Genomic DNA, 20,411 nt, shown 5'->3' on the forward strand with positions numbered 1-20,411 from the left:
GGAGGGCGTACGCGGGTCGTCGGCCGAGGCTGGGAAGCATGACGACGACCACCGCTCCCACCCGCCGCCCGGCCCCCGACCGGCCCGACCGGCTCGCCCCGCTCGCCGCCGGCTGGCTCGGTCTCTGGGGCCTGCTCGCCCTGGTCAGCGCCGTCACCGGCGCCGGCTACCCGTTCGGGGCGAACGATCCGCACGGCGGCGAGGTCAACCTGCTCCGGCTGGTCCCGACCGACGTCGGGCCGCCCCTGTTCGCCGTGCTGCTGCTCGGCGCCGCGGTGACCGCGCTCGCCATGACCGGCCCGGTACGCCGGCCGGCCCGGCCGCTGCGCACCCTGCTGCCGGCGTACGCCTGGGCGGTCGCCTTCCTGCTCGCCGTCGTCGTGCCGGACGTGGGGGTGCTGACCATCCTCGGCTACGCCCCGATCCTGATCGTCGGCGCGCCGTTCGGCTGGCCGCCGGTGGAGTACGCCGACGTGTTCACCTGGGCGCTGTCCGCCCGGTTCGCGGCCGTGGTGGGCGGGGTGCTGCTGGCCGGGGCGGTGCTGCGCTGGCAGCGGCGCACCGTCGACGCCTGCCCGGCGTGCGGGCGCGACGGCACCGACCGCGGCTGGACCACGCCCGCCTCGGCCGCCCGGTGGGGGCGCGTGGCGGCCTGGACGGCGGCCACCATCCCCGGCCTGTACGCGGTCACCCGGCTCGCCTGGGCGGTCGGCGTCCCGCTCGGCATCGAGCGGTCGTTCCTCGACGAGATGCGCGGGTCCGGCTTGGTCTGGGCGGGTGCCGGGCTGGGCGGCTTCGCCCTGGTGGGCGCGGTACTCACCCTCGGGCTGGTGCACCGGTGGGGGGAGCGGTTCCCGCGCTGGACGGTCGGCCTGGCGGGGCGGCCGGTGCCGGTCGGGCTGGCCGTCGTACCGGCGACCCTGGTCGCGGTGGCGGTCACCGCGGCGAGCCTCGGCCTGCTCGCCAGCCCCGACTTCTGGGACTTCTCCGACGGGCTCAGCCTCGCCACCGCGCCGATGCTGCTCTGGCCGATCTGGGGCGTGGCGCTCGGCGCCGCCACGTACGCGTACCACCTGCGCCGCCGGGGCGGCTGCCGGCGCTGCGGGCGCGGCTGAGCCGTCCCGCCGGCGGGGTGCCCGGTCGACGGACCGGGCGTCCCCGCTTCCGTGAGCTAGCGTTGGTCGGGTGACTGCGCCTTCCCCGGTTATCCCGGCCCCACCGGCCGACCTGCCGCGCACGCTCGGTCAGCTGCGGGCGGCCGGCCACGCGTACCGCACGGTCAAACAGGAACTCCGCGACAACCTGCTGGCCCGGATGCGGTCCGGCGCCGACCGCTTCCCCGGCATCGTCGGCTACGACGACACGGTGCTGCCCGAGGTCGAGCGGGCCCTGCTCGCCGGGCACGACATGGTGCTGCTCGGCGAGCGGGGGCAGGGCAAGACCCGGCTGATCCGCTCCCTGGTCGGCCTGCTCGACGAGTGGACCCCGGTGATCGCCGGCTCCGTGCTCAACGAGCACCCGCTGCACCCGCTCACCCCGGGCTCGCGGGCGCTGGTCGCCGAGGCCGGCGACGACCTGCCGGTCGGGTGGCTGCACCGCTCGATGCGCTACGGCGAGAAGCTGGCCACCCCCGACACCAGCGTCGGCGACCTGATCGGCGACGTCGACCCGATCCGGATCGCCGAGGGGCGCACCCTCGGCGACCCGGAGACCATCCACTTCGGTCTGGTCCCGCGCACCAACCGGGGCGTCTTCGCCGTCAACGAGCTGCCCGACCTGGCCGAGCGGATCCAGGTGGCGCTGCTCAACGTCCTGGAGGAGCGGGACATCCAGGTCCGCGGCTACCAGCTGCGGCTGCCCCTGGACCTCTTCCTGGTGGCCAGCGCCAACCCGGAGGACTACACCAACCGGGGCCGGATCATCACCCCGCTCAAGGACCGCTTCGGCGCCGAGGTCCGCACCCACTACCCGCTCGAACTCGACCTGGAGCTGGCCCTGATCCGGCAGGAGGCCGACCTGGTCGCCGAGGTGCCGGAGCACGTGCTGGAGGTCCTCGCGCGGTTCGCCCGCGCGGTGCGTGAGTCGCCGTCGGTGGACCCGCGTTCCGGGGTCTCGGCCCGGTTCGCCATCGCCGCCGCGGAGACCGTCGCCGCCGCCGCGCTGCGCCGCGCCGGCCTGCTCGTCGCCGCCGAGCGGCCCGCAGGGGTACGCCCGGAGGCGCCGGTCGCCCGCGTCGGCGACGCGGTGTCGGTGACGAGCACGCTGCGCGGCAAGGTGGAGTTCGAGAGCGGCGAGGAGGGGCGCGAGGTGGAGATCCTCGGCCACCTGCTGCGGGCCGCGACCGCCGAGACGTTCCGGGCCCGGCTGGCCGGGTTGGACCTCTCCGGCTTCACCGCCCTGGTCGACGAGGACGCGGTGGTCGAGACCGGCGAGCTGGTCGGCTCCGCCGAGCTGCTGCGTCAGGTGGGTACGGTCCCCGGTCTGGCCAAGGCGCTGGACCGGCTCGGGCTGGGCGACGCGCCCAGCCCGGAGCAGGCGGCGGCCGGCGTGGAGTTCGTCCTGGAAGGGCTGCACCTGACCCGCCGGCTCGGCAAGGACGTCACCGACTCCGGCCGGACCCGCTACGGCGGCCGGGCCTGATCATGGCCGGCAACCGGTTCCGGTACGGGCAGTGGCGGGGCGGCCCCGACCCGCTCGCGCCCCCGTACGACGTGCGGGGCGCGGTGGACGCGGTCGGCACCGAGGTGCTGGCCGGCGGCAGCCTGCGGGAGGCGCTGCGGGACCTGCTGCGCCGGGGTCCCCGGGGCGGTGGCGGCCTCGACGACCTTGCCGCCCGGGCCCGGCGGCTGCGCCGGGAGGCGTTGCGCCGGGGCGACCTGGACGGGGCGGTGACCCGGTCGCGGGCCCTGCTCGACCAGGCGCTCGCCGCCGAACGGGACGAGCTGCGGGGGCGCGACGACGACGCCGCGCGGTTCGCCGAGGCGGTGCTGGACAACCTGCCCCGCTCGACGGCCCGCGCCGTCGAGGAGCTGGCCGGCTACCGCTGGGCCAGCGAGGAGGCCCGCGGGACGTACCAGCGGATCCTCGACGGGCTGCGCGACGACGTGCTCGGCCAGCGCTTCGCGGGGCTGCGGGACGCGGTGCGCGCCTCGGCGGACCCGGCCGCGCAGCGGCGGCTGGCCGCGATGATGCGCGACCTGAACGACCTGCTGGCCCGGCACGCCCGCTCGGAGGACACCACCGACGCCTTCGCCGAGTTCATCCGCCGGCACGGCGAGTTCTTCCCGGAGCACCCGGCGGACGTCGACGAGCTGGTCGACGTGCTGGCCCGGCGGTCGGCCGCCGGGGAGCGGCTGATGCGCTCGCTGTCGGAGCCGCAGCGCGCGGAGCTGGCCGGCCTGATGCGGCAGTCGCTCGGCGACCGGCTCGCCGGCGAGCTGGCGGCGCTGGACGCCAACCTCCGCGCGCTCCGCCCCGACCTGCACCAGGGCCGGGCCGAGCGGGTGCGCGGCGACCAGCCGCTCGGCTACGGCGAGGCGGCCGGCGCGCTCGGCGAGATCGCCGAGCTGGACGAGCTGCTCGACCAGCTCGACCAGGAGCATCCGGGGGCGACCCTGGACGACGTCGACGTCGACGCGGTGGCCCGGACGCTGGGCCGCGACGCCGCCGACGACGTACGCCGGCTGCGCGAGCTGGAGCGGGAGCTGCGCCGGCAGGGCTGGGTGAGCCGGGACGCCGAGGGGCTGACCCTGAGCCCGAAGGCGCTGCGCCGGCTCGGCGGCACCGCCCTGCGGCGGGTCTTCGCCGACCTGACGGCCGGGCCGCGCGGCCAGCACGACCTGCGCTCGGCGGGCGCCGCCGGCGAGGTCAGTGGCGGCTCACGCCCCTGGGAGTACGGCGACGAGCAGCCCCTGGACGTGGTCCGGACGCTGACCAGGGCGGTCGGCCGCACCGGGACGGGCCTGCCGGTGCGGCTCGCCGTCGAGGACTTCGAGGTGGTGGAGACCGAGCGACGCGCGGCGGCGGCGGTGGCCCTCTGCGTCGACCTCTCCTACTCGATGATCTCGCAGGGCCGGTGGGGCCCGATGAAGCAGACCGCGTTGGCGCTGGCGCACCTGATGGCCACGCGGTTCCCGCAGGACGCCCTCCAGATCATCGGCTTCGGCCGGCAGGCGCTGCCCCTGACCCAGCAGGAGCTGGCCGCCGTCGAGCCGGACATGCAGCAGGGCACCAACCTCCAGCACGCGCTGCGGCTGGCCGCCCGGCACCTGCGGCGGCACCCGGACGCCGAGCCGGTGGTGCTGGTGGTGACCGACGGGGAGCCGACCGCCCACCTGGACCCGGAGGACGGGGAGGCGCTGTTCCACTGGCCGCCGCTGCCGGAGACGATCGAGGCGACCGTCCGCGAGGTGGACCGCCTGACCCGCTACGGCGCCACGCTCAACCTCTTCATGCTCGGCGACGACGACGGCCTGCGCCGCTTCGTCGACGCCGTGGCGCGGCGCTCGAAGGGGCGCATGTTCACCCCCGACCTGGAGGACCTCGGCGAGTACGTGGTCTCCGACTACCTGCGCTCCCGGCAGTCCCGCCGCCGGTGACCCGGGCCCACCCCGGAGCCGCACGCGCGCGTCCACACTGCCGAGGCAGTGGCGCGGCTCCGCATGCTCCGCGCCCGGTGACGCGGCGAGGGGGCGGTCAGTCGACGACCCGGACGTCCTTCCAGAAGGCCACCCGGTCGCGGACCATCTCGGCCTCCGGCTTCGGCGCGGGGTAGTACCAGACCGCGTCGGCGCTGGTCCGGCCGTCGTGTTCCAGGCTGTAGTAGGACGCGGTCCCCTTCCACGGGCAGACGGTGTGCGTGTCGGACTCGCGGAGGACGTCGTCGCGCAGGGCCGCGCGCGGGAAGTAGTGGTTCCCCTCCACCAGCACGGTGTCGTCGCTCTCGGCCACCACCAGGTCGTTCCACAAGGCTCTCGGCATGGCTCCACGCTATGCCGGTCGGTCCGGGTCGGCCAGTCGCCCGGCCGCGACGCGGGCGCGCCCGTGGACGTCCCACGCGGCGGGCTTCGCGGCGCGTACAGTGACCGCATGTGTGCGGTCCGTGTGGATCATCATCCGGTCGACCACGAGGGTGCGGTGGCCCAGCTGAGACGGTCGTACGCGGCGGTGCCCGCGGGCGAACCCGTCCGGCTGGCCAAGCGCACGTCCAATTTGTTCCGTCCCCGGGCCGCCCCGCGCACACCGGGCCTGGACGTCAGCGGGCTCACCGGGGTGCTCGCCGTGGACCCGGTCGCCGGCACGGCCGACGTGCAGGGCATGTGCACCTACGAGGACCTGGTCGACGCGACCCTGCCGCACGGGCTGATGCCGCTGGTGGTGCCGCAGCTGCGCACCATCACCCTCGGCGGGGCGGTGACCGGGCTCGGCATCGAGTCGACCTCGTTCCGCAACGGCCTGCCGCACGAGTCCGTGGTCGAGCTGGACGTGCTCACCGGGGCCGGCGCGATCGTCACCGCCCGGGCGGAGGGGGAGCACGCCGACCTCTTCGCGGCGTTCCCCAACTCGCTGGGCAGCCTCGGCTACGCCACCCGGCTGCGCATCCAGCTCCAGCCGGTACGCCGGTTCGTGGCCCTGCGCAACGTCCGGTTCACCCGGCTGGAGGCCCTCACCGACGCGCTCGCCGAGGTCACCGCGACCCGTTCCTGGGCCGGGGCGGCGGTGGACGCCATGGACGGGGTGATGTTCAGCCCCGGCGAGGCCTACCTCGTGCTCGGCACCTTCACCGACGACGCGTCGGGCGTCAGCGACTACACGGGCCAGGACATCTACTACCGGTCGCTGCGCCGGCGCACGCGCGACGCCCTTACCGCGTACGACTATCTCTGGCGCTGGGACACCGACTGGTTCTGGTGTTCCGCGGCCTTCGGCGTGCAGCACCCGGTGCTCCGGCGGGTCTGGCCGGCGCGGTGGCGGCGCAGCGACGTCTACCACCGGCTGGTCCGGTTGGAGCACCGGCACGGCGTGGCCGCCCGGATCGACCGGCTGCGCGGCCAGCCGGCGCGGGAACGGGTCGTGCAGGACGTGGAGATCCCGCTGGAGCGGACGGCGGAGTTCCTGCGCTGGTTCGCCGCCGACGTCGGGATGACCCCGGTCTGGCTCTGCCCGTTGCGGCTGCGTGAACCGGCCGGCCCGGGGTCGGCCCGGGCCTGGCCACTGTATCCGCTCCAGGCCGGACAGAACTACGTGAACATCGGCTTCTGGGGCAGCGTGCCGATCGCGGAGGGCGCCGCCGACGGCGACGTCAACCGGGCGATCGAGCGCAGGGTGTCGGAGTCGGGCGGGCACAAGTCGCTCTACTCCGACGCGTACTACGACCGGGAATCCTTCGACCGGCTCTACGGCGGCGCGACGTGGCGCGCGGTGAGGGACCGCTACGACCCGGAGCACCGGCTCACCGGACTGTACGAGAAGGCGGTAGCACGAGCATGAGCCTGACCGAACGAGACCAGGGGGCGGCGAGCGTCCCCGCCACCCCGCCGGCGGGGGGCCGGCGTCCGGGCCCGACCGTGGCGGACGTCGTCCGCGCGTTGACCACCGGGGCCCTCCCGGTGCGGGTCACCGGGTACGACGGCAGCGCCGTGGGCCCGGCCGACGCCGGGATCACCCTGTCGATCCGCTCCGAGCGGGGCCTGACCTACCTGCTCACCGCCCCGGGCGACCTCGGCATGGCCCGGGCGTACGTCGGCGGCGACCTGGCGTTGCGGGGGGTGCACCCGGGCGACCCGTACGAGGCGCTGCGGGTGCTCAAGGACGAGCTGCGGCTGCGTACGCCGTCGCTGGCCGAGGGGCTGGCCCTGGTGCGCGGGCTGGGCTGGGAGCGGCTGGTGCCGCCCCCGCCCCCGCCGCAGGAGGCGCAGCCGCGCTGGAAGCGCCTGGTGAACGGGCTGCGGCACTCCCGGGGCCGGGACAGCACCGCGATCTCGCACCACTACGACGTCTCGAACGCCTTCTACGAGAAGGTGCTCGGCCCGTCGATGACGTACACCTGCGCGCTCTTCCGCTCGCCCGACGACACGCTGGAGCAGGCCCAGGCGGCCAAGTACGACCTGGTGGCGCAGAAGCTGGCGCTCGGGGCCGGGATGCGGCTGCTCGACGTGGGCTGCGGGTGGGGCGGCATGGTCCGGCACGCGGCCCGCGAGTACGGCGTCAAGGCGCTCGGGGTGACCCTGTCCCGGGCGCAGGCCGAGTGGGCCCGGGCGGCGATCGAACGGGAGGGGCTGACCGGCCTCGCCGAGGTGCGCCACCTCGACTACCGGGACGCGCCGCGCGAGCAGTTCGACGCGATCTCCTCGATCGGCCTGACCGAGCACATCGGGGTGCGCAACTATCCGGTCTACTTCGCCGCCCTGTCCGACCGGCTGCGGCCCGACGGCCGGCTGCTCAACCACTGCATCACGCGGGCCGACAACCGCGCGCCGCACCGCTCCGGGGCGTTCATCGACCGGTACGTCTTCCCGGACGGGGAGCTGGCCGGCCCGGGGCGCGTGATCAGTGAGATCCACGACGTCGGGCTGGAGGTGCGGCACGAGGAGAACCTGCGCTCGCACTACGCGCTGACGCTGGCCGGCTGGTGCCGCAACCTCGCGGCGCACTGGGACGCCTGTGTCGCCGAGGTGGGGCCGGGCACGGCCCGGGTGTGGGGCCTCTACATGGCCGGGTCCCGGTTGGCGTTCGAGCGCAACGGCATCCAGCTGCACCAGGTGCTCGCCACCCGCAACGGCCCGGAGGGGGCGAGCGACTACCCGCTGCGCCCCGACTGGCTGGCCTGATCCGCCCTCGACAGCCGCGCCGTCCCCCCGGCGCGGCTCGCCGTGGCCGCTGTCCGAAGGGGAAAGACCGTGACTGAACCGATGAGGCTGCCCGTCCGCCTCGCCGCGCCGGCCGGGGCCGTCCGCCGCGCCCTGACCGACCCGGCCGAGCTGCGCGGGTGGCTCGCCGAGCACGCCGAGGTCGAGCTGCCGCGACGGTACGAGTTCTGGGGGCGCCACACTCCCGAGGGCGACGCCCCGCACCAGCGGCTGCTGCACGTCGACGACGAGACGCTGCGCTTCGGTTGGCTGCTCGACGGGGTGGAGACCACCACCGAGTTCGCCCTGCGCGCCGAGGGCCCCGACACCACGGTGCTGACGCTGAGCCAGAGCCACTTCGACTTTGCAGAGGCGATGGACGGCAGCACGATCCGCGGCGTGCTCCAGACGTACTGGAGCCTGTCGCTCGCCAACCTCGGGGCGCACCTGGAGGGCCGCCCGCTGCTGCCGAAGGTCGACTTCACCTCCGCCGACCTGCGCGGCGAGCTGCTGATCGACGCGCCGACGGCGAGGGTGTTCGAGTCGCTGACCGACTCCGGGCAGGCCAGTGCCTGGTTCGGCTACCCGATCGGCATCGAGCCCTGGGTCGGCGGCCGGTACGCCATGGGCGGCTTCGAGTCCGGCTACGCGGCCAGGGTCGTCGACCTGGAGCCGGGCCGGAAGCTGTCGGTGGACTGGGGGCCGACGGGCGTCAGCACCTGGGAGCTGGCCGAGTCGCAGGGGAAGACGAAGCTGACCTTCGCGCAGTCCGGCTTCGACGAGCAGAACCCGCCGTACGGGGCCTGGGCCGGGTCGGTCTCGGGGCTGGCCGAGCTGCGCCGCTTCCACGAGATGAAGGACTGGCAGCCGATCTGGCTGCCGGCGCAGGTGCCGGGCCTGGAGCAGCCGGAGGCCACCGAGGCGACGGGCTGACGTCGACGCGCTCCCGCAAGATCCTCTACAGTCGACGGATCTCGGGCGAGGGGGCGGCGATGAGGATCGGCATCAACACCTGGGCGTGGGTGGCGCCGCTGACCGACGACGACCTCGCCCGGCTCGCGCCCCGGATCAGGGCGTGGGGCTTCGACGCCGTCGAGCTGCCGGTCCAGGCGCCCGGGGACTGGGACCCGGTGCGGGCCGGCGAGCTGCTCGCCGGGCTGGGCCTGGCGCCCGCCATCTGCGCCGGCCTGCTGCCCGAGCACGACCTGCTGGCCGACGACGACGAGGTCGTACGCCGTACGACCGACTTCGTGCGGTACTGCCTGCGGGCCGCGACCCAGGTGGGGGCCGCTGTCGTGGCCGGCCCGCTCTACGCCCCGGCCGGCCGGAGGTGGCCGCTCGACCCCGACGCCCGGCGCGCCGCCACCGCGCGGCTGGTGGAGCGGCTCCGGCCGCTGGCCGACGAGGCCGCCGGGCGGGGCGTGACGATCGCGCTCGAACCGCTCAACCGGTACGAGACCAGCCTGATCAACACCGTCGACCAGGCGCTGGAGGTGGTCGACGGCGTCGCCGGCCTCGGGATCGCGCTGGACACCTTCCACCTGAACATCGAGGAACGCGACCTGCCCGCCGCCATCCGGGCCGCCGGCGACCGCCTCGTCCACGTGCAGGTCTGCGGAAACGACCGGGGCGTGCCCGGCGGGGACCACCTCGACTGGTCGGCGATGCTGGCCGCCCTGGCGGACCTCGGCTACTCCGGCCAGCTGAGCATCGAGTCGTTCACCGCGCCGGCCCTGGCCGTGCCGATGTCCGTGTGGCGGCCCCTCGCCGCGGACCCCGACACCCTCGCCGTCGAGGGGCTGGCCTTCCTGCGCGCGAGCTCGGCCGGCTGACGGGTCCGCGCGACGCCGCGCGATTCGGGTGGTGATTGTCGGCCCCCCAGTGGGTACTGCGGAGCGATGTTCTTCATCTTCGGGCTCCGCACCAAGGTCAGTCAGTCCGGCGTGGCCCAGCAGGTCTGCCGCAACTGCCACAACCACGCCGCGCAGGTGATCACCCGGCGGTCCACGCGGTTCACCCTCTTCTTCGTCCCGATCATCCCGATCCGCACCCGCTACGTGCAGCAGTGCACCTTCTGCGGCGCCCAGTACGACATCTCCCGGTCCGAGGCCGGCCGCCTCCCGGTCGGCTGAGCCGACCGATGGCCCGTTTCCTCTGCTGGCTGATCGGCCGGCAGCCCGCCCCGGCGCCCGTGCACACCGTCTCCCGGCCACCCTGCACCCCCGGGCGTCGCCGCCGTCGGCGCGACCGCCGACCGCTGGCCGGCACCGCCCTGCCCCGCTCGCCCTGGAACCGCTCCGCCGGCCGGTGACCGCCCTGTGATCGCCGGCCGCTCGGTCGGCGTGCGGGCCCGTGTGAGGATGTGCCCGTGTCGTATCCCCCTCCCGCGTCGTACCCGCCGGTGCCCGGCGCCGTGACGCCCCTGGTGTACCCCCACCCCATCGCGCCCCCGCCGGGCTACGCGGTGCTCGTCGTCACCGTGAACCGTGGGCCGTACCTGGTGCCCGCCCCGACCACGAGCAGGCTCAAGGTCGACGGCCAGCAGGTGCCGATCCCCGGCGAGGGCACCTGGTACGTGGTGATCTCCGCCGGCCCGCACGACGTCCGTTACACCGACTTCATGGGCCTCCCGCTGATCACCACGGCGCTGGTCGCCCACCCCGGCGCGGCGCACCACCTGTCGTTCCGCTTCGGCGGCTGGCGCAACCGCGTCCACGACGCGCACGGCACCGACGTGACGAGGTTCGGGCTCTGGTCGAACTACAGCATCGCGCTGCTCACGTTCGGCGTCATCGGGCTGCTCTGCTGCGGTCTCGTGGTGCCGTTCACCACCCTGCTCTGACCCGGGCACCGTCGACCGGGTGCCGCCGGCCGGGGCGGTGCCCGGCGCGGGCGGCGGTGACCGCCTATCGTGGCGGATCGTGACGAGCAGCGAGGAGCGACTGGCCGCGATCCGTGGGGGCGTGCCGCCGAAGCGGCACAACGCCCGCACCATCGCCGCCCTGACCGGCAACCCGGGCTGCACCCGGCGGGCCGTGCTGGACGGCGCCGGGGTGGACAAGCCGAAGCTGGCTGAGCGGATCGGGTTCCCCGCCCGGTTCGGGCAGTCCCGGTTCGCCATCACCCGGGGCAACGCGTTCGAGGCCCAGGTCAAGGCCGACAACGGGGCGGAGCTGCTCCGGCTGGTCGCCGAGCGGTTGGGCGTACCGGTGCCGGCGGCGGCGAGCTGGACGGATCTCGGCGACGGCGTCGCGGACGACACGGCCGCCCGGCACCGGCGCTCCGCCGAGCTGCTGACCCGCGCCACCTCCGGCGGAGCGGAGGACGCCGCGGCGCTCTTCGACCACCCGCTGCTGGGCCTGGACGTCGCCGGCAGCCGGGTGCACCTGGAACCGGACCTGGTGGCCGCCCGGCTCGCCGGCCGGTTCCACGTGGTGGAGATCAAGTCGTTCCCGGTGGTGGACGGGCAGGCCGACCCGGCCAAGGTGTCGGCCGCCGCGATCCAGGCCGCCGTCTACGTGCTGGCCCTGCGCGAGCTGCTCGCCGCCGCCGGGCACGACCCGGAGCTGGTGTCGCACGACGCGGTGCTGGTCTGCCCCCGCGACTTCGCCAACCAGCCGGTGGCCAGCCTGGTCGACGTACGCAAGCAGCTGCTGGTGCTGCGTCGCCAGCTCGACCGGACGGCCCGGGTGGACGCGCTGCTGGCCGCCGTGCCCGAGGACTTCACCGCCGACCTGACCGCCGAGCCCGCGGCGCTGCTCGCCGCGCTCTCCCGGGTGGAGGCCCGCTACGCGCCGGACTGCCTCGCGGCGTGCGAGCTGGCGTACTTCTGCCGGCACGAGGCGCGCGGCCACACCGGCGCGCTCGGCCGGCCCGTCCGGGAGGCGCTGGGCGGGATCGCCGACGTCGACGAGGTGCTGGCGCTGGCCGCCGGGGAACGCGCGCCGGACCCGGGGCGCGAGGAGGCGGCCGCGCGGCTGCGCGCCGCCGCGCGGCTGCGCGCCGAGGCCCTGGCCGGAACCCCCGCATGAGTACGCCGCCCGCGGCCCACGCCGCACCGGTCCGGGCCCGCCGCACGCCGGGTGGGATCGCGTGAGCACCCTCCGCGCGCTCGCGAAGGCCGAGGCGCTCGCCGCCGGGGTGGCCCGGCCGGTGGCGACCGTCCGGCACCTGCACCTGGCCGAGCGCCCGCTGGTGCTGGTGCCGCTGGCGATGGCCGGCGAGGCGAACGCCCCGCTGGCGGCGATGGTCGGCGACGCCCCGGACGCGGCGCGGCTGCTGATCGTGGCGCAGCCCCGCAACCGCGACCAGCGGTTCGCGTTCGCCGCCGAGCTGGCCGCGATCGTGCTGCCCTACCTGGACGGGTTCCGGGGGGTGTCGGAAGCGGTGCCGGCCGACCGGGGCAGGGACGTGCGGTACCGCCACGCCGACGCCCCGCAGCTGCTGGTGCCGAACCCCGCCGGGATCGCCTTCCTGCGGCTGTTCGGCCGCTCCACCCGCTTCCGCCGTGCCGACGGCGACTATCCGGTGCACCCGGCGGTGCCGGTGCTCGGGCGCTGGCTGACCTTCTTCGCCGAGCGGGCCGAGCATCCCGGCTCGTCGGCGCTGGTGGCGATGACCGACGCGCTGGCCCTGCACTGGGCCACCGGACAGAGTGCGGTGGAGGACCTGCACCTGCCGGCGCTGCTCGGCTGGATCGACCCGCCGACCGGGCTCACCGGCGTCGAGGCGGCGGCCCGGGCCGAGGACCCGGAGCGCTGCCCGCCGGCCGGCCCGGCCACCGACCCCGACTTCGACAACCGCCGGCTCGCCCCGGCCGTCGCCGCGTACGCCGCTGCCGAAGGGGACCCGGTGGCGCGCGCCGAGGCGTACGCGGAGCTGGAAAGGCTGCTGCACGACCAGCTCGCGCCCACCTGGGAGCTGGTGTGGCGCGGCGTGGGGCTGTTGCGCGGCCTGGCCCCTGGCGCCCGGGTGGCCGGCCGCTGGGACGGCGACAAGGACGCCTTCACCGGCTACGCGGAGCACGTCGACGCCGGCGGCGCGCCGCAGCCCCGCCGCGACGGGGCGGTCTCCGCCGCCCAGCGGCTGCACCGGCTGGAGCGGGCCCTGACCTCGTACGCCGTGCAGCGCGCCTACGACGACCCGCTGGTGATGGCGGAGCACCGGCTGACCGGCGAGGCGTTCGTCGGCGAGGTGCTCCTGGCGGACCCGAAGCGGGTGGACGACACCGGCAAGCGACCGGTGCTGCGACCCCGCATCCAGCTCGTCACCGCCGAGCCGGTGCTCGTGCCGGTCGGCGCGGCGCTGCACTCGCCGGCCCGGCCGGCGCAGAAGGCCCGGGTGGTCTTCGTGACGCCGGCCGCGGACGGCAGGACCGAGGTGGTGCTGGAGCTCTCCGGCGGGATGGGTCGGGGGCTGACCGCGCCGCCGGGCAGCGTGCCGGAGGTGGGGGAGCGACTCTGCTACACCACCCTGTCGGACGCGTTCATGCCGGCGGGGGCCTTCCCGGCGGTCGAGGAGACGCCGTGGACCCACGGCGGCCCGCCGGCCGCCGCCGCGCCTCCGCCCGGCCCGGAGGGCGCCACCCCGCGACCCGTGCCGGGCGGGACGGGACCCGGGGGCGCCGACGCCGACGAGGAGTGGGCCTGACCCGGGCCACGGTCGCCCGGCTCAGGCGCCGGCGGCGAGCCGGCGGTGGGCGACCGCCGGGGCGTCGGCGGCCGGGACCTCGACGTCGGGGGCCACCCCGGCACCCTCCCAGTTGGTGCCGCTGACCGGGTTGACCGGGCTGGCCACCGGCACGGAGAGGTGCAGGTGCGGGTGCACCTGGAAGCCCGTGCGGGGATGGGCGCCGCCTCCGGTCCGCTCCCCGACGACCGTGGCCCGGCCGTGCTGCTGGAGCGCGTACGCGAGTGACTCGCCGCCGGAGAAGGTCGTCGCGCTGGTGAGCACGGCCAGCGGGCGCTCGCCGCCGAACCGGGCGCCGGGCAGCGGCGCAGGGCTCCAGAACTGCCGGTCCGGCCGGTCGCGCTGGCGCATCGTGTAGAGGTGCGTCGGCCGGTCGAAGAGGTGCCCGCAGACCAGCGCCTCCATCTCCGGGTCGCCGCCGATGGTCTCGCGCAGGTCGAGGACCAGGGCGTCGGCGTCGGCGACCAGGCGCAGCGCGGCGGTCATCGCCGCCCCGGCGAGGGTCGGGGAGAAGAGCGCGGGTTCGATCCGCACCAGGCCGACGTTGCCGCTGAGCCGCTCCACCCGGTGGATGCCGCCCAGGCTGGCGCGGGCCATCCGGGGCAGGTCGTCGGCGAGCGGATCGCCGCCGCCCTCCGGCAGCGGCCGGTCGTGGAACCTGACCCCCAGGTGGCGGTCGCCGTTGAGCGACCGGAGCGTACGGGTGAGCGCCCCGGCGAGCGTCGACCAGGACCGCTCCCGCCGGTGCCGCGCCGCCTCCGCCCGGAGCAGCCCGGCGAGTCGGGCGGCGACGTCCGGCAGGACGTAGTGCTCGTCGACCAGCCGGGCCGTGCGCTCGACGACCTCGGCGATCTCCTCCTGCGTGCCGGGCTCCGCCCGGGTGTCGAGGGTTGTCATGCCGGCAGTAGAGCAGCCGCGTTGACAAAGCGTCAAGAGACGCAGACACTTTCGGCATGACGTCGCCCCCCGCCGGACAGCCGCCCGACGAGCTGCTGGAGGTCACCACCCCGGCCCAGTTCAGGGCGCTCGGGCACCCGCTGCGCCAGCGGCTGCTCTTCGCGCTCGGGCAGCGTCCCGCCACCATCAGCCAGCTCGCGGCGACGCTCGGCGCGGCCAAGGGCAACGTCGGCCACCACCTCAGGGTGCTGCGCGAGGCCGAGATGGTCCGGGTCGTGCACACCCGGCAGGTCCGCGGCGGCACCGAGCAGTACTACCAGCGCAGCGCCCGGCGGATGCGCGTCGCGCCCGGGCACGCCGCCGCGACCGCCGCGATGCTCGGCGCGGTCGCCGAGGAGGTATCCGCCGCCGACGAGCCGCTGCTGCACCTGCGCCACCTGCGCCTCACCGCGGCCCAGGCCGCGCGGCTCGGCGCCGCGCTCAGCGAGCTGGTCGACGACGCCGAGGACGCCGGCGAGGGCGAGCCCCGCCACGGCGTGCTGGTCGCCCTCTACCGGCAGACGCCGGCGCCCGCAGCGGCGCAGAATGAGGCTTGACCCTCACGTAACGGCAGGCTGGAGCCTGGTTGCCGGAAGGGAGGGGACCATGGCCTACACGGTGGGACAGGTGGCGAAGGCGGCCGGCGTGACCGTGCGGACGCTGCACCACTACGACGAGATCGGGCTGCTCTCGCCCGGCGGGCGCAGCGGCACGGGCTACCGGCGCTACGACGACGCGGACCTGCAGCGGTTGCAGCACATCCGCTACTACCGGGAGCTGGGGTTCCCGCTGGAGCAGATCGCCGCGATCCTCGACGACCCGGCGGGCGACCCGGCGGCGCACCTGCGCCGCCAGCACGAGCTGCTGACCGCACGGATCAGGAGGCTCCAGGAGATGGTCGCGGCGATCGAGTTCGCGATGGAGGCGAGCAGGTTGAACATTCCACTCACCCCGCAGGAGCGCTTCGAGGTCTTCGGCGACTTCGACCCGGAGGCGCACGCCGAGGAGGCCGAGCGGCGCTGGGGCGGCAGCGAGGCGTACCGGGAGTCGAACCGGCGCGTGTCCCGCTACACCAGGGAGGACTGGCTGCGGAACAAGGCCGAGAACGAGGACTGGGGGCGGCGCTTCGTCGAGGTGGTCGCCGCCGGCGCGCCGCCGGAGAGCCAGGCGGCGATGGACCTGGCCGAGGAGCACCGGCAGCTGATCAGCCGCTGGTTCTACGAGTGCTCGTACGAGATCCACACCGGGCTGGCCGACATGTACCTGGCGGACGAGCGGTTCGCCGCGTACTTCGAGAGGATCAGGCCGGGATCGGCCGCGTACCTGCGCGACGCGATCCACGCCAACGCGATCACCCGCGCCTGACCGGGCGCGGCGCGCCCGCCTCCCGGAGGTCACCGATGCTCATCGTCGCCGGCAGTCTCTACGTCGATCCGGACCGGCGGGAGGCCTACCTGGCCGACTGCGTGGAGGTGGTCCGGCAGGCGCGCTCCGCGCCGGGCTGCGTCGACTTCGCGATCAGCGCCGACCTGGTGGAGCCGGGCCGGATCAACGTCTACGAGCGCTGGGAGTCCGAGACGCGGCTGCTGGAGTTCCGGGGCGCGGGCCCCGCCGATGAGCAGGCGGTCGCCATCCTCGGGGCGGAGGTGCGGAGGTACCTCATCTCCGCCGTCGAGGCCCCCTGACCGGGCCCGCCCCGCGCCGCCCCGCCCCGTCCCGCGCCGGCGGGCCGGGGCGGCGGTCAGTCCGGCGACAGGCCGGGGGCGAGCCGGCGCAGCGAGGCGAACGTGGGGGCCAGCGCCTCGTACAGCTCGGAGAAGAGCGGCAGCAGGGCGGCGTAGGTGGCGGCGGCGGCCGGGGCGGGGCGGGCGGTCTGCTCGATCCGTACCAGATCGGCGGCGACGTCGACGGAGGGGATCAGCCCGAGCGCCTGCATGCCCAGCAGCGCCGCGCCGAAGCCGGAGCCCTCGTGCCCGGCGGGGAAGCGCACCGGCATGCCGAGCACGTCGGCGAGCATCTGCCGCCACAGCGGGCTGCGGGCGAAGCCGCCGCTGGCCCGGATCTCCAGGACCTCGTTGCCGGCGGCGCGCACCGAGGCCAGCACCAGCGCCAGCTGTTGGCAGACCCCCTCCAACGCGGCCCGCACCAGGTGCGGCCGGCGGTGCCCGGTGGTCAGCCCGACGTACGCGCCGCGCGGCAGCGCGCTCCAGTGCGGGGCGCGCTCGTTGAGCAGGTACGGCAGCATGATCAGGCCGCCGGAGCCGACGGGGGCCCGGGCGGCCACCGCGAGCAGTTCCTCCTCGGCGTGGTCGCCCAGCTCCGGCGCGAGCGCCTCGCCGACCCAGTCCAGCACGATGCCGCCGTTGTTGATCGCCCCGCCGACCACCCAGCGCCGCTCGGTCAGCGCATAGCAGAACACCCCGCCGAGCGGGTCGACCGCGGGGTGCTCCACCATCACCCGCATGGCGCCGCTGGTGCCGACCGTGCAGGCCATCACGCCCGGGGCGACCGCGCCGAGCCCGAGGTTGGCCAGCGGACCGTCCCCGGCGCCGACGACCACCGGCGTGTCCCGGGGCAGCCCGGTCGCCGCCGCGGCCTCGGCGGTGAGGCCGGGCAGCACGGTGGTGGTGGGCACCAGCTCCGGCAACTGCGCCGCGGTGATCCCGGCGACGCCCAGTGCCTCCTCGTCCCAGGAGAGCTGGCGCAGGTCCATCAGCCCGGTGGCGGAGGCGACCGAGTGGTCGGTCACCAGGGCGTCGCAGAGCCGCAGCAGCACCCAGTCCTTGATGCCCACCCAGTACGCGACGCGGCCGAACAGCGCCGGCTCCTGCTCGGCGAACCAGAGCAGCTTGGGCAGCGGAGCCATCGGGTGGACCGGGGTGCCGGTGCGGCGGTGCAGCGCCAGCCCCGACGGGGCCGCGCGCAGCCGCTCGGCCTGCCGGCTGGCCCGCGCGTCCGCCCAGGTGAGCGACGGGGTGAGCGGGTGGCCGTCCGGATCCAGCCCGATCAGGCTGTGCATGGCCGTGCTGAACGACAGCCCGGCGATCGACGGGGGCGTCTCCGCCACCACCGTACGGACCGACTCCAGCACCGCCGCGTAGATGTGCCGGGCGTCCTGTTCGGCGTAGCCGGGCTGGGGCTCGTCGAGCGGGTACCCCACCGAGTGGTGGGCCAGCTGGACACCGTCCACGTCGTACGCCACGGCCTTGGTGCTGGTGGTGCCGATGTCGACGCCGATCACCAGCGGGCGGCGCGGGTCGGCCAACGGTTCCACCCCCTTCGCTGACCCCGGGTGCCGCTGACGTTACCCAGCGCCCGGACGACCCGTGGGGGAACAACCCGTTTGCCGGCGGGGTCTTCCTCGACGCGCGCTCGCGCGGCGAGAATGCGGGAGCAGCCGCGAGCATCCCACGCGTTCGTCCCGACACAGGAGGAGAACCGATGAGGCCAAAGCCGGCGTGCGCGCTGGTCACCGCCCTCGCCACGGTCGTCACCACGGCGGTCGCCGGCGTTCCGCCGGCCGCCGCGCGGCACGGTGACGGCGGCTACTCGGCGGAGATCCGCCGGGCGTCCTACGGCGTCCCGCACATCACCGCCCGCACCTTCGCCAGCCTCGGCTTCGGCGTCGGTCACGTGCAGGCGGAGGACAACATCTGCGTCATCGCGGAGAAGGTCGTCACGGTCAACGCCGAGCGGTCCCGCTACTTCGGAGCGGCGAGCCCCACGGACGCGAACGTCCGCAGCGACCTGTTCTTCCGCAAGGCGATCGACGACGGCACGGCGGAGCGGCTGCTGCGGGGGCCCCGCGACGGCGTGCACTCCCCGTCCGAGGAGGTCCGCGACCAGATCCGTGGCTTCGTCGCCGGCTACAACAGCTATCTGCGCCGCACCGGCGCGGCGAACCTCACCGACCCGGCCTGCCGGGGCAGGCCGTGGGTGCGTCCGCTGACCGAACTGGACATGTGGCGGGCGAGCTGGGCGAGCATGGTCCGGGCCGGCTCGCGGGCGGTGCTCGACGGGATCGTCGCCGCCGCCCCGCCCACGGCCACCGGCCCGGCCGCCGCCCTCGACGCGCCGGGCGCCGCGGCGGTCCTCGCCGCCCGCGACGGCGCGCCCGCCGGCGTCGGCAGCAACGCGTACGGGCTGGGCGCGCGGGCCACCACGCACGGCGGCGGGATGGTGCTGGCCAACCCGCACTTCCCGTGGGAGGGGGCGGAACGCTTCTACCGCATGCACCTGAAGGTTCCCGGCCGCTACGACGTGGAGGGCGCGGCGCTGGTCGGCGACCCGATCATCGAGATCGGGCACAACCGCACGCTCGCCTGGAGCCACACCGTCTCCACCGCCCGGCGCTTCGTCTGGCACCGGCTCGCGCTGGTCCCCGGCGACCCTACCTCCTACTACGTGGACGGCGAGGCCCGGAAGATGACCACCCGCACGGTCACCGTCCGGGTGCCCGCCCCGGGCGGCGGCACCGTGCCGGTCAGCCGGACCTTCCACGACACCCACTTCGGCCCGGTGGTCGTCGTCCCCGGCACCTTCGACTGGACCACCACCGCCGCGTACGCGATCACCGACGTCAACGCGACAAACAACCGCGCCTTCGACGGCTGGCTCCAGATGGGCCGGGCGAAGACCGTACGCGACCTGAAGCGGGTCCTCGACCGGCACCAGTTCCTGCCCTGGGTGAACGTGATCGCCGCCGACGCCCGTGGCGAGGCGCTCTACGCCGACCACTCGGTGGTGCCCCGGGTCACCGACGAGCTGGCCGCCGCCTGCATCCCCGCGCGGTTCCAGCCGCTCTACGCCAGCAGCGGCCAGGCCGTCCTCGACGGCTCCCGGTCGGCCTGCGCGCTGGGCCGCGACCGCGACGCGGCGGTGCCCGGCATCCTCGGCCCGGCCAACCTGCCGCTTCTGTTCCGCGCCGACTACGTGACCAACTCCAACGACAGCCACTGGCTGGCCAACCCGGAGGCGCCGCTGGAGGGCTACCCGCGGATCATCGGCAACGAGCGCACCGAGCGCAGCCTGCGTACCCGGCTCGGCGTGGAGCAGGTGCGGGAGCGGCTCGCCGGCACCGACGGGCTGCCCGGGCGGGGCTACACCACGTCCCGGCTCTGGCAGACCGTCTTCGGCAACCGCGCGTACGGCGGCGAACTCGCCCGCGACGACCTGGTGGCGCTCTGCGCCGCGCACCCCACCGCGACCGCCTCGGACGGCAGCACCGTCGACCTGCGCGGGGCCTGCGCGGCCCTGCGGGGCTGGGACCTGCGCGTCGACCTGGGCAGCCGGGGCGCGCACCTGTTCACCGAGTTCGCCCTGTCGGGCGGCCTCCGGTTCGCCGACGCGTTCGACGCCGCCGACCCGGTGCGTACCCCGAGCCGGCTGAACACCGCCGACCCGCGGGTGCTCACCGCGCTCGCCGACGCGGTCCGCAGGCTCGCCGGCATCCCGCTCGACGCGCGCCTGGGCGACATCCAGACCGAACCGCGCGGCGACCGGCGCATCCCCGTCCATGGCGGGCGCGCCGAGGCCGGCGTCTTCAACATGATCATCGGCCCGCTGGCGCCCGGCGTCGGCTACCCGAAGGTGGTGCACGGCTCGTCCTTCGTGATGGCCGTCGAGTTGGGTCGCCACGGTCCCTCCGGGCGGCAGATCCTCACCTACTCCCAGTCGTCCAACCCGAACTCGCCCTGGTACGCCGACCAGACCCGGCTCTACTCCGGCAAGGGCTGGGACACCATCAAGTACACCGAGGCGCAGATCGAGGCCGACCCGAACCTGCGCACCTACCGGGTGGGGGAGGGCCGCCGCAACTGACACCCGCCGCGGCGCGTCGCGCCAGCCCGGTTCCGGCGACCGGGCGGGCGCGAACGCGTCCGCGCGGCCCGGGCTGACCTCCGCGCCACCCGGGAGTGGCGCGGGGCCGCCCGCCACCGT

Annotated in this window: 18 protein-coding genes; 15 read left to right on the forward strand and 3 right to left on the reverse strand. The window is 75.5% G+C overall.

The genetic code is table 11. The annotated features are described in order from the left end of the window. Window positions 1-38: 38 nt before the first annotated feature. The 3 genes from V6V16_RS01210 (at window position 39) to V6V16_RS01220 (ending at window position 4,598) form a co-directional block, all read left to right on the forward strand. On the forward strand, window positions 39-1,115 hold the full coding sequence (locus V6V16_RS01210; protein WP_334558627.1) for a hypothetical protein: 1,077 nt from the start codon (window positions 39-41) through the stop codon (window positions 1,113-1,115). A 70-nt stretch (window positions 1,116-1,185) separates the two neighbouring features. Then, window positions 1,186-2,640 (forward strand): magnesium chelatase, encoded by a 1,455-nt coding sequence (locus V6V16_RS01215; RefSeq protein WP_334558629.1) that lies wholly within the window; start codon window positions 1,186-1,188, stop codon window positions 2,638-2,640. A 2-nt stretch (window positions 2,641-2,642) separates the two neighbouring features. Then, entirely contained in the window at window positions 2,643-4,598 is a 1,956-nt protein-coding gene (locus tag V6V16_RS01220) for a VWA domain-containing protein (protein ID WP_334558631.1), read from the forward strand. A 97-nt stretch (window positions 4,599-4,695) separates the two neighbouring features. Here the strand turns inward: V6V16_RS01220 and V6V16_RS01225 are convergent, their stop codons facing one another. Beyond that, window positions 4,696-4,980, reverse strand: a complete 285-nt coding sequence (locus tag V6V16_RS01225; protein ID WP_334558633.1) for a DUF427 domain-containing protein — start codon at window positions 4,978-4,980, stop codon at window positions 4,696-4,698. A 108-nt stretch (window positions 4,981-5,088) separates the two neighbouring features. Between V6V16_RS01225 and V6V16_RS01230 the strand changes: the two genes are divergently transcribed. The 8 genes from V6V16_RS01230 to V6V16_RS01265 all read left to right on the forward strand — a co-directional run bounded on the left by V6V16_RS01230 (window position 5,089) and on the right by V6V16_RS01265 (window position 13,496). Next, on the forward strand, window positions 5,089-6,489 hold the full coding sequence (locus V6V16_RS01230; RefSeq protein ID WP_334558635.1) for an FAD-binding oxidoreductase: 1,401 nt from the start codon (window positions 5,089-5,091) through the stop codon (window positions 6,487-6,489). Beyond that, on the forward strand, window positions 6,486-7,829 hold the full coding sequence (locus V6V16_RS01235) for a class I SAM-dependent methyltransferase (protein ID WP_334558636.1): 1,344 nt from the start codon (window positions 6,486-6,488) through the stop codon (window positions 7,827-7,829). The genes V6V16_RS01230 and V6V16_RS01235 overlap by 4 nt, the downstream gene beginning before the upstream one ends. Before the next feature lie 69 nt (window positions 7,830-7,898). Beyond that, window positions 7,899-8,780 (forward strand): SRPBCC family protein, encoded by an 882-nt coding sequence (locus V6V16_RS01240; RefSeq protein WP_334558638.1) that lies wholly within the window; start codon window positions 7,899-7,901, stop codon window positions 8,778-8,780. Between the two features lie 59 nt (window positions 8,781-8,839). Next, complete coding sequence (locus V6V16_RS01245) at window positions 8,840-9,679, forward strand: sugar phosphate isomerase/epimerase family protein (RefSeq protein WP_334558640.1); 840 nt, start codon at window positions 8,840-8,842, stop codon at window positions 9,677-9,679. Window positions 9,680-9,745: 66 nt separating this feature from the next. Then, on the forward strand, window positions 9,746-9,979 hold the full coding sequence (locus tag V6V16_RS01250) for a zinc-ribbon domain-containing protein (protein ID WP_334558642.1): 234 nt from the start codon (window positions 9,746-9,748) through the stop codon (window positions 9,977-9,979). A gap of 236 nt (window positions 9,980-10,215) precedes the next feature. After that, on the forward strand, window positions 10,216-10,689 hold the full coding sequence (locus V6V16_RS01255; protein ID WP_334558644.1) for a hypothetical protein: 474 nt from the start codon (window positions 10,216-10,218) through the stop codon (window positions 10,687-10,689). A 79-nt stretch (window positions 10,690-10,768) separates the two neighbouring features. Continuing rightward, the gene (locus V6V16_RS01260; RefSeq protein ID WP_334558646.1) at window positions 10,769-11,878 is read left to right on the forward strand and encodes a hypothetical protein; all 1,110 of its coding nucleotides are present in this window, start codon (window positions 10,769-10,771) and stop codon (window positions 11,876-11,878) included. A 61-nt stretch (window positions 11,879-11,939) separates the two neighbouring features. Beyond that, entirely contained in the window at window positions 11,940-13,496 is a 1,557-nt protein-coding gene (locus V6V16_RS01265; protein ID WP_334558648.1) for a hypothetical protein, read from the forward strand. Window positions 13,497-13,517: 21 nt separating this feature from the next. Here the strand turns inward: V6V16_RS01265 and V6V16_RS01270 are convergent, their stop codons facing one another. After that, window positions 13,518-14,432: a S41 family peptidase gene (locus V6V16_RS01270; protein WP_334558649.1), complete on the reverse strand. Its 915-nt coding sequence runs from the start codon at window positions 14,430-14,432 to the stop codon at window positions 13,518-13,520. 56 nt (window positions 14,433-14,488) lie between these two features. Here V6V16_RS01270 and V6V16_RS01275 point away from each other — a divergent pair, with 56 nt between their 5' ends. Genes V6V16_RS01275 through V6V16_RS01285 form a run of 3 tightly spaced genes read left to right on the forward strand, consistent with a single transcriptional unit; the run spans window position 14,489 to window position 16,156 of the window. Next, entirely contained in the window at window positions 14,489-15,028 is a 540-nt protein-coding gene (locus V6V16_RS01275) for an ArsR/SmtB family transcription factor (RefSeq protein WP_334558651.1), read from the forward strand. A 49-nt stretch (window positions 15,029-15,077) separates the two neighbouring features. Beyond that, window positions 15,078-15,836, forward strand: a complete 759-nt coding sequence (locus V6V16_RS01280; protein ID WP_334558652.1) for a MerR family transcriptional regulator — start codon at window positions 15,078-15,080, stop codon at window positions 15,834-15,836. A gap of 35 nt (window positions 15,837-15,871) precedes the next feature. After that, window positions 15,872-16,156, forward strand: coding sequence for a putative quinol monooxygenase (locus V6V16_RS01285; protein WP_334558653.1), 285 nt, complete (start codon window positions 15,872-15,874; stop codon window positions 16,154-16,156). Between the two features lie 56 nt (window positions 16,157-16,212). On the opposite strand, the gene V6V16_RS01290 is transcribed toward V6V16_RS01285, so the two are convergent. Then, complete coding sequence (locus tag V6V16_RS01290) at window positions 16,213-17,736, reverse strand: gluconokinase (RefSeq protein WP_334558656.1); 1,524 nt, start codon at window positions 17,734-17,736, stop codon at window positions 16,213-16,215. A gap of 176 nt (window positions 17,737-17,912) precedes the next feature. On the opposite strand from V6V16_RS01290, the gene V6V16_RS01295 reads away from it, so the two are divergent. Continuing rightward, a complete protein-coding gene (locus tag V6V16_RS01295; protein ID WP_334558659.1) occupies window positions 17,913-20,291 on the forward strand; it encodes an acylase in 2,379 nt (792 codons plus the stop codon). The last annotated feature ends 120 nt before the right edge of the window (window positions 20,292-20,411 follow it).

The organism is Micromonospora sp. CPCC 205561 (assembly GCF_036906775.1).
Lineage (GTDB): Bacteria > Actinomycetota > Actinomycetes > Mycobacteriales > Micromonosporaceae > Micromonospora.

Bases quoted from the DNA above. Each gene is read 5' to 3' on its own strand.
- V6V16_RS01230 (WP_334558635.1), top strand. From the start codon at position 5,089: ATGTGTGCGGTCCGTGTGGATCATCATCCGGTCGACCACGAGGGTGCG.
- V6V16_RS01250 (WP_334558642.1), top strand. From the start codon at position 9,746: ATGTTCTTCATCTTCGGGCTCCGCACCAAGGTCAGTCAGTCCGGCGTG.
- V6V16_RS01245 (WP_334558640.1), top strand. From the start codon at position 8,840: ATGAGGATCGGCATCAACACCTGGGCGTGGGTGGCGCCGCTGACCGAC.
- V6V16_RS01285 (WP_334558653.1), top strand. From the start codon at position 15,872: ATGCTCATCGTCGCCGGCAGTCTCTACGTCGATCCGGACCGGCGGGAG.
- V6V16_RS01235 (WP_334558636.1), top strand. From the start codon at position 6,486: ATGAGCCTGACCGAACGAGACCAGGGGGCGGCGAGCGTCCCCGCCACC.
- V6V16_RS01270 (WP_334558649.1), bottom strand. From the start codon at position 14,432: ATGACAACCCTCGACACCCGGGCGGAGCCCGGCACGCAGGAGGAGATC.
- V6V16_RS01295 (WP_334558659.1), top strand. From the start codon at position 17,913: ATGAGGCCAAAGCCGGCGTGCGCGCTGGTCACCGCCCTCGCCACGGTC.
- V6V16_RS01280 (WP_334558652.1), top strand. From the start codon at position 15,078: ATGGCCTACACGGTGGGACAGGTGGCGAAGGCGGCCGGCGTGACCGTG.
- V6V16_RS01225 (WP_334558633.1), bottom strand. From the start codon at position 4,980: ATGCCGAGAGCCTTGTGGAACGACCTGGTGGTGGCCGAGAGCGACGAC.
- V6V16_RS01210 (WP_334558627.1), top strand. From the start codon at position 39: ATGACGACGACCACCGCTCCCACCCGCCGCCCGGCCCCCGACCGGCCC.
- V6V16_RS01275 (WP_334558651.1), top strand. From the start codon at position 14,489: ATGACGTCGCCCCCCGCCGGACAGCCGCCCGACGAGCTGCTGGAGGTC.
- V6V16_RS01220 (WP_334558631.1), top strand. From the start codon at position 2,643: ATGGCCGGCAACCGGTTCCGGTACGGGCAGTGGCGGGGCGGCCCCGAC.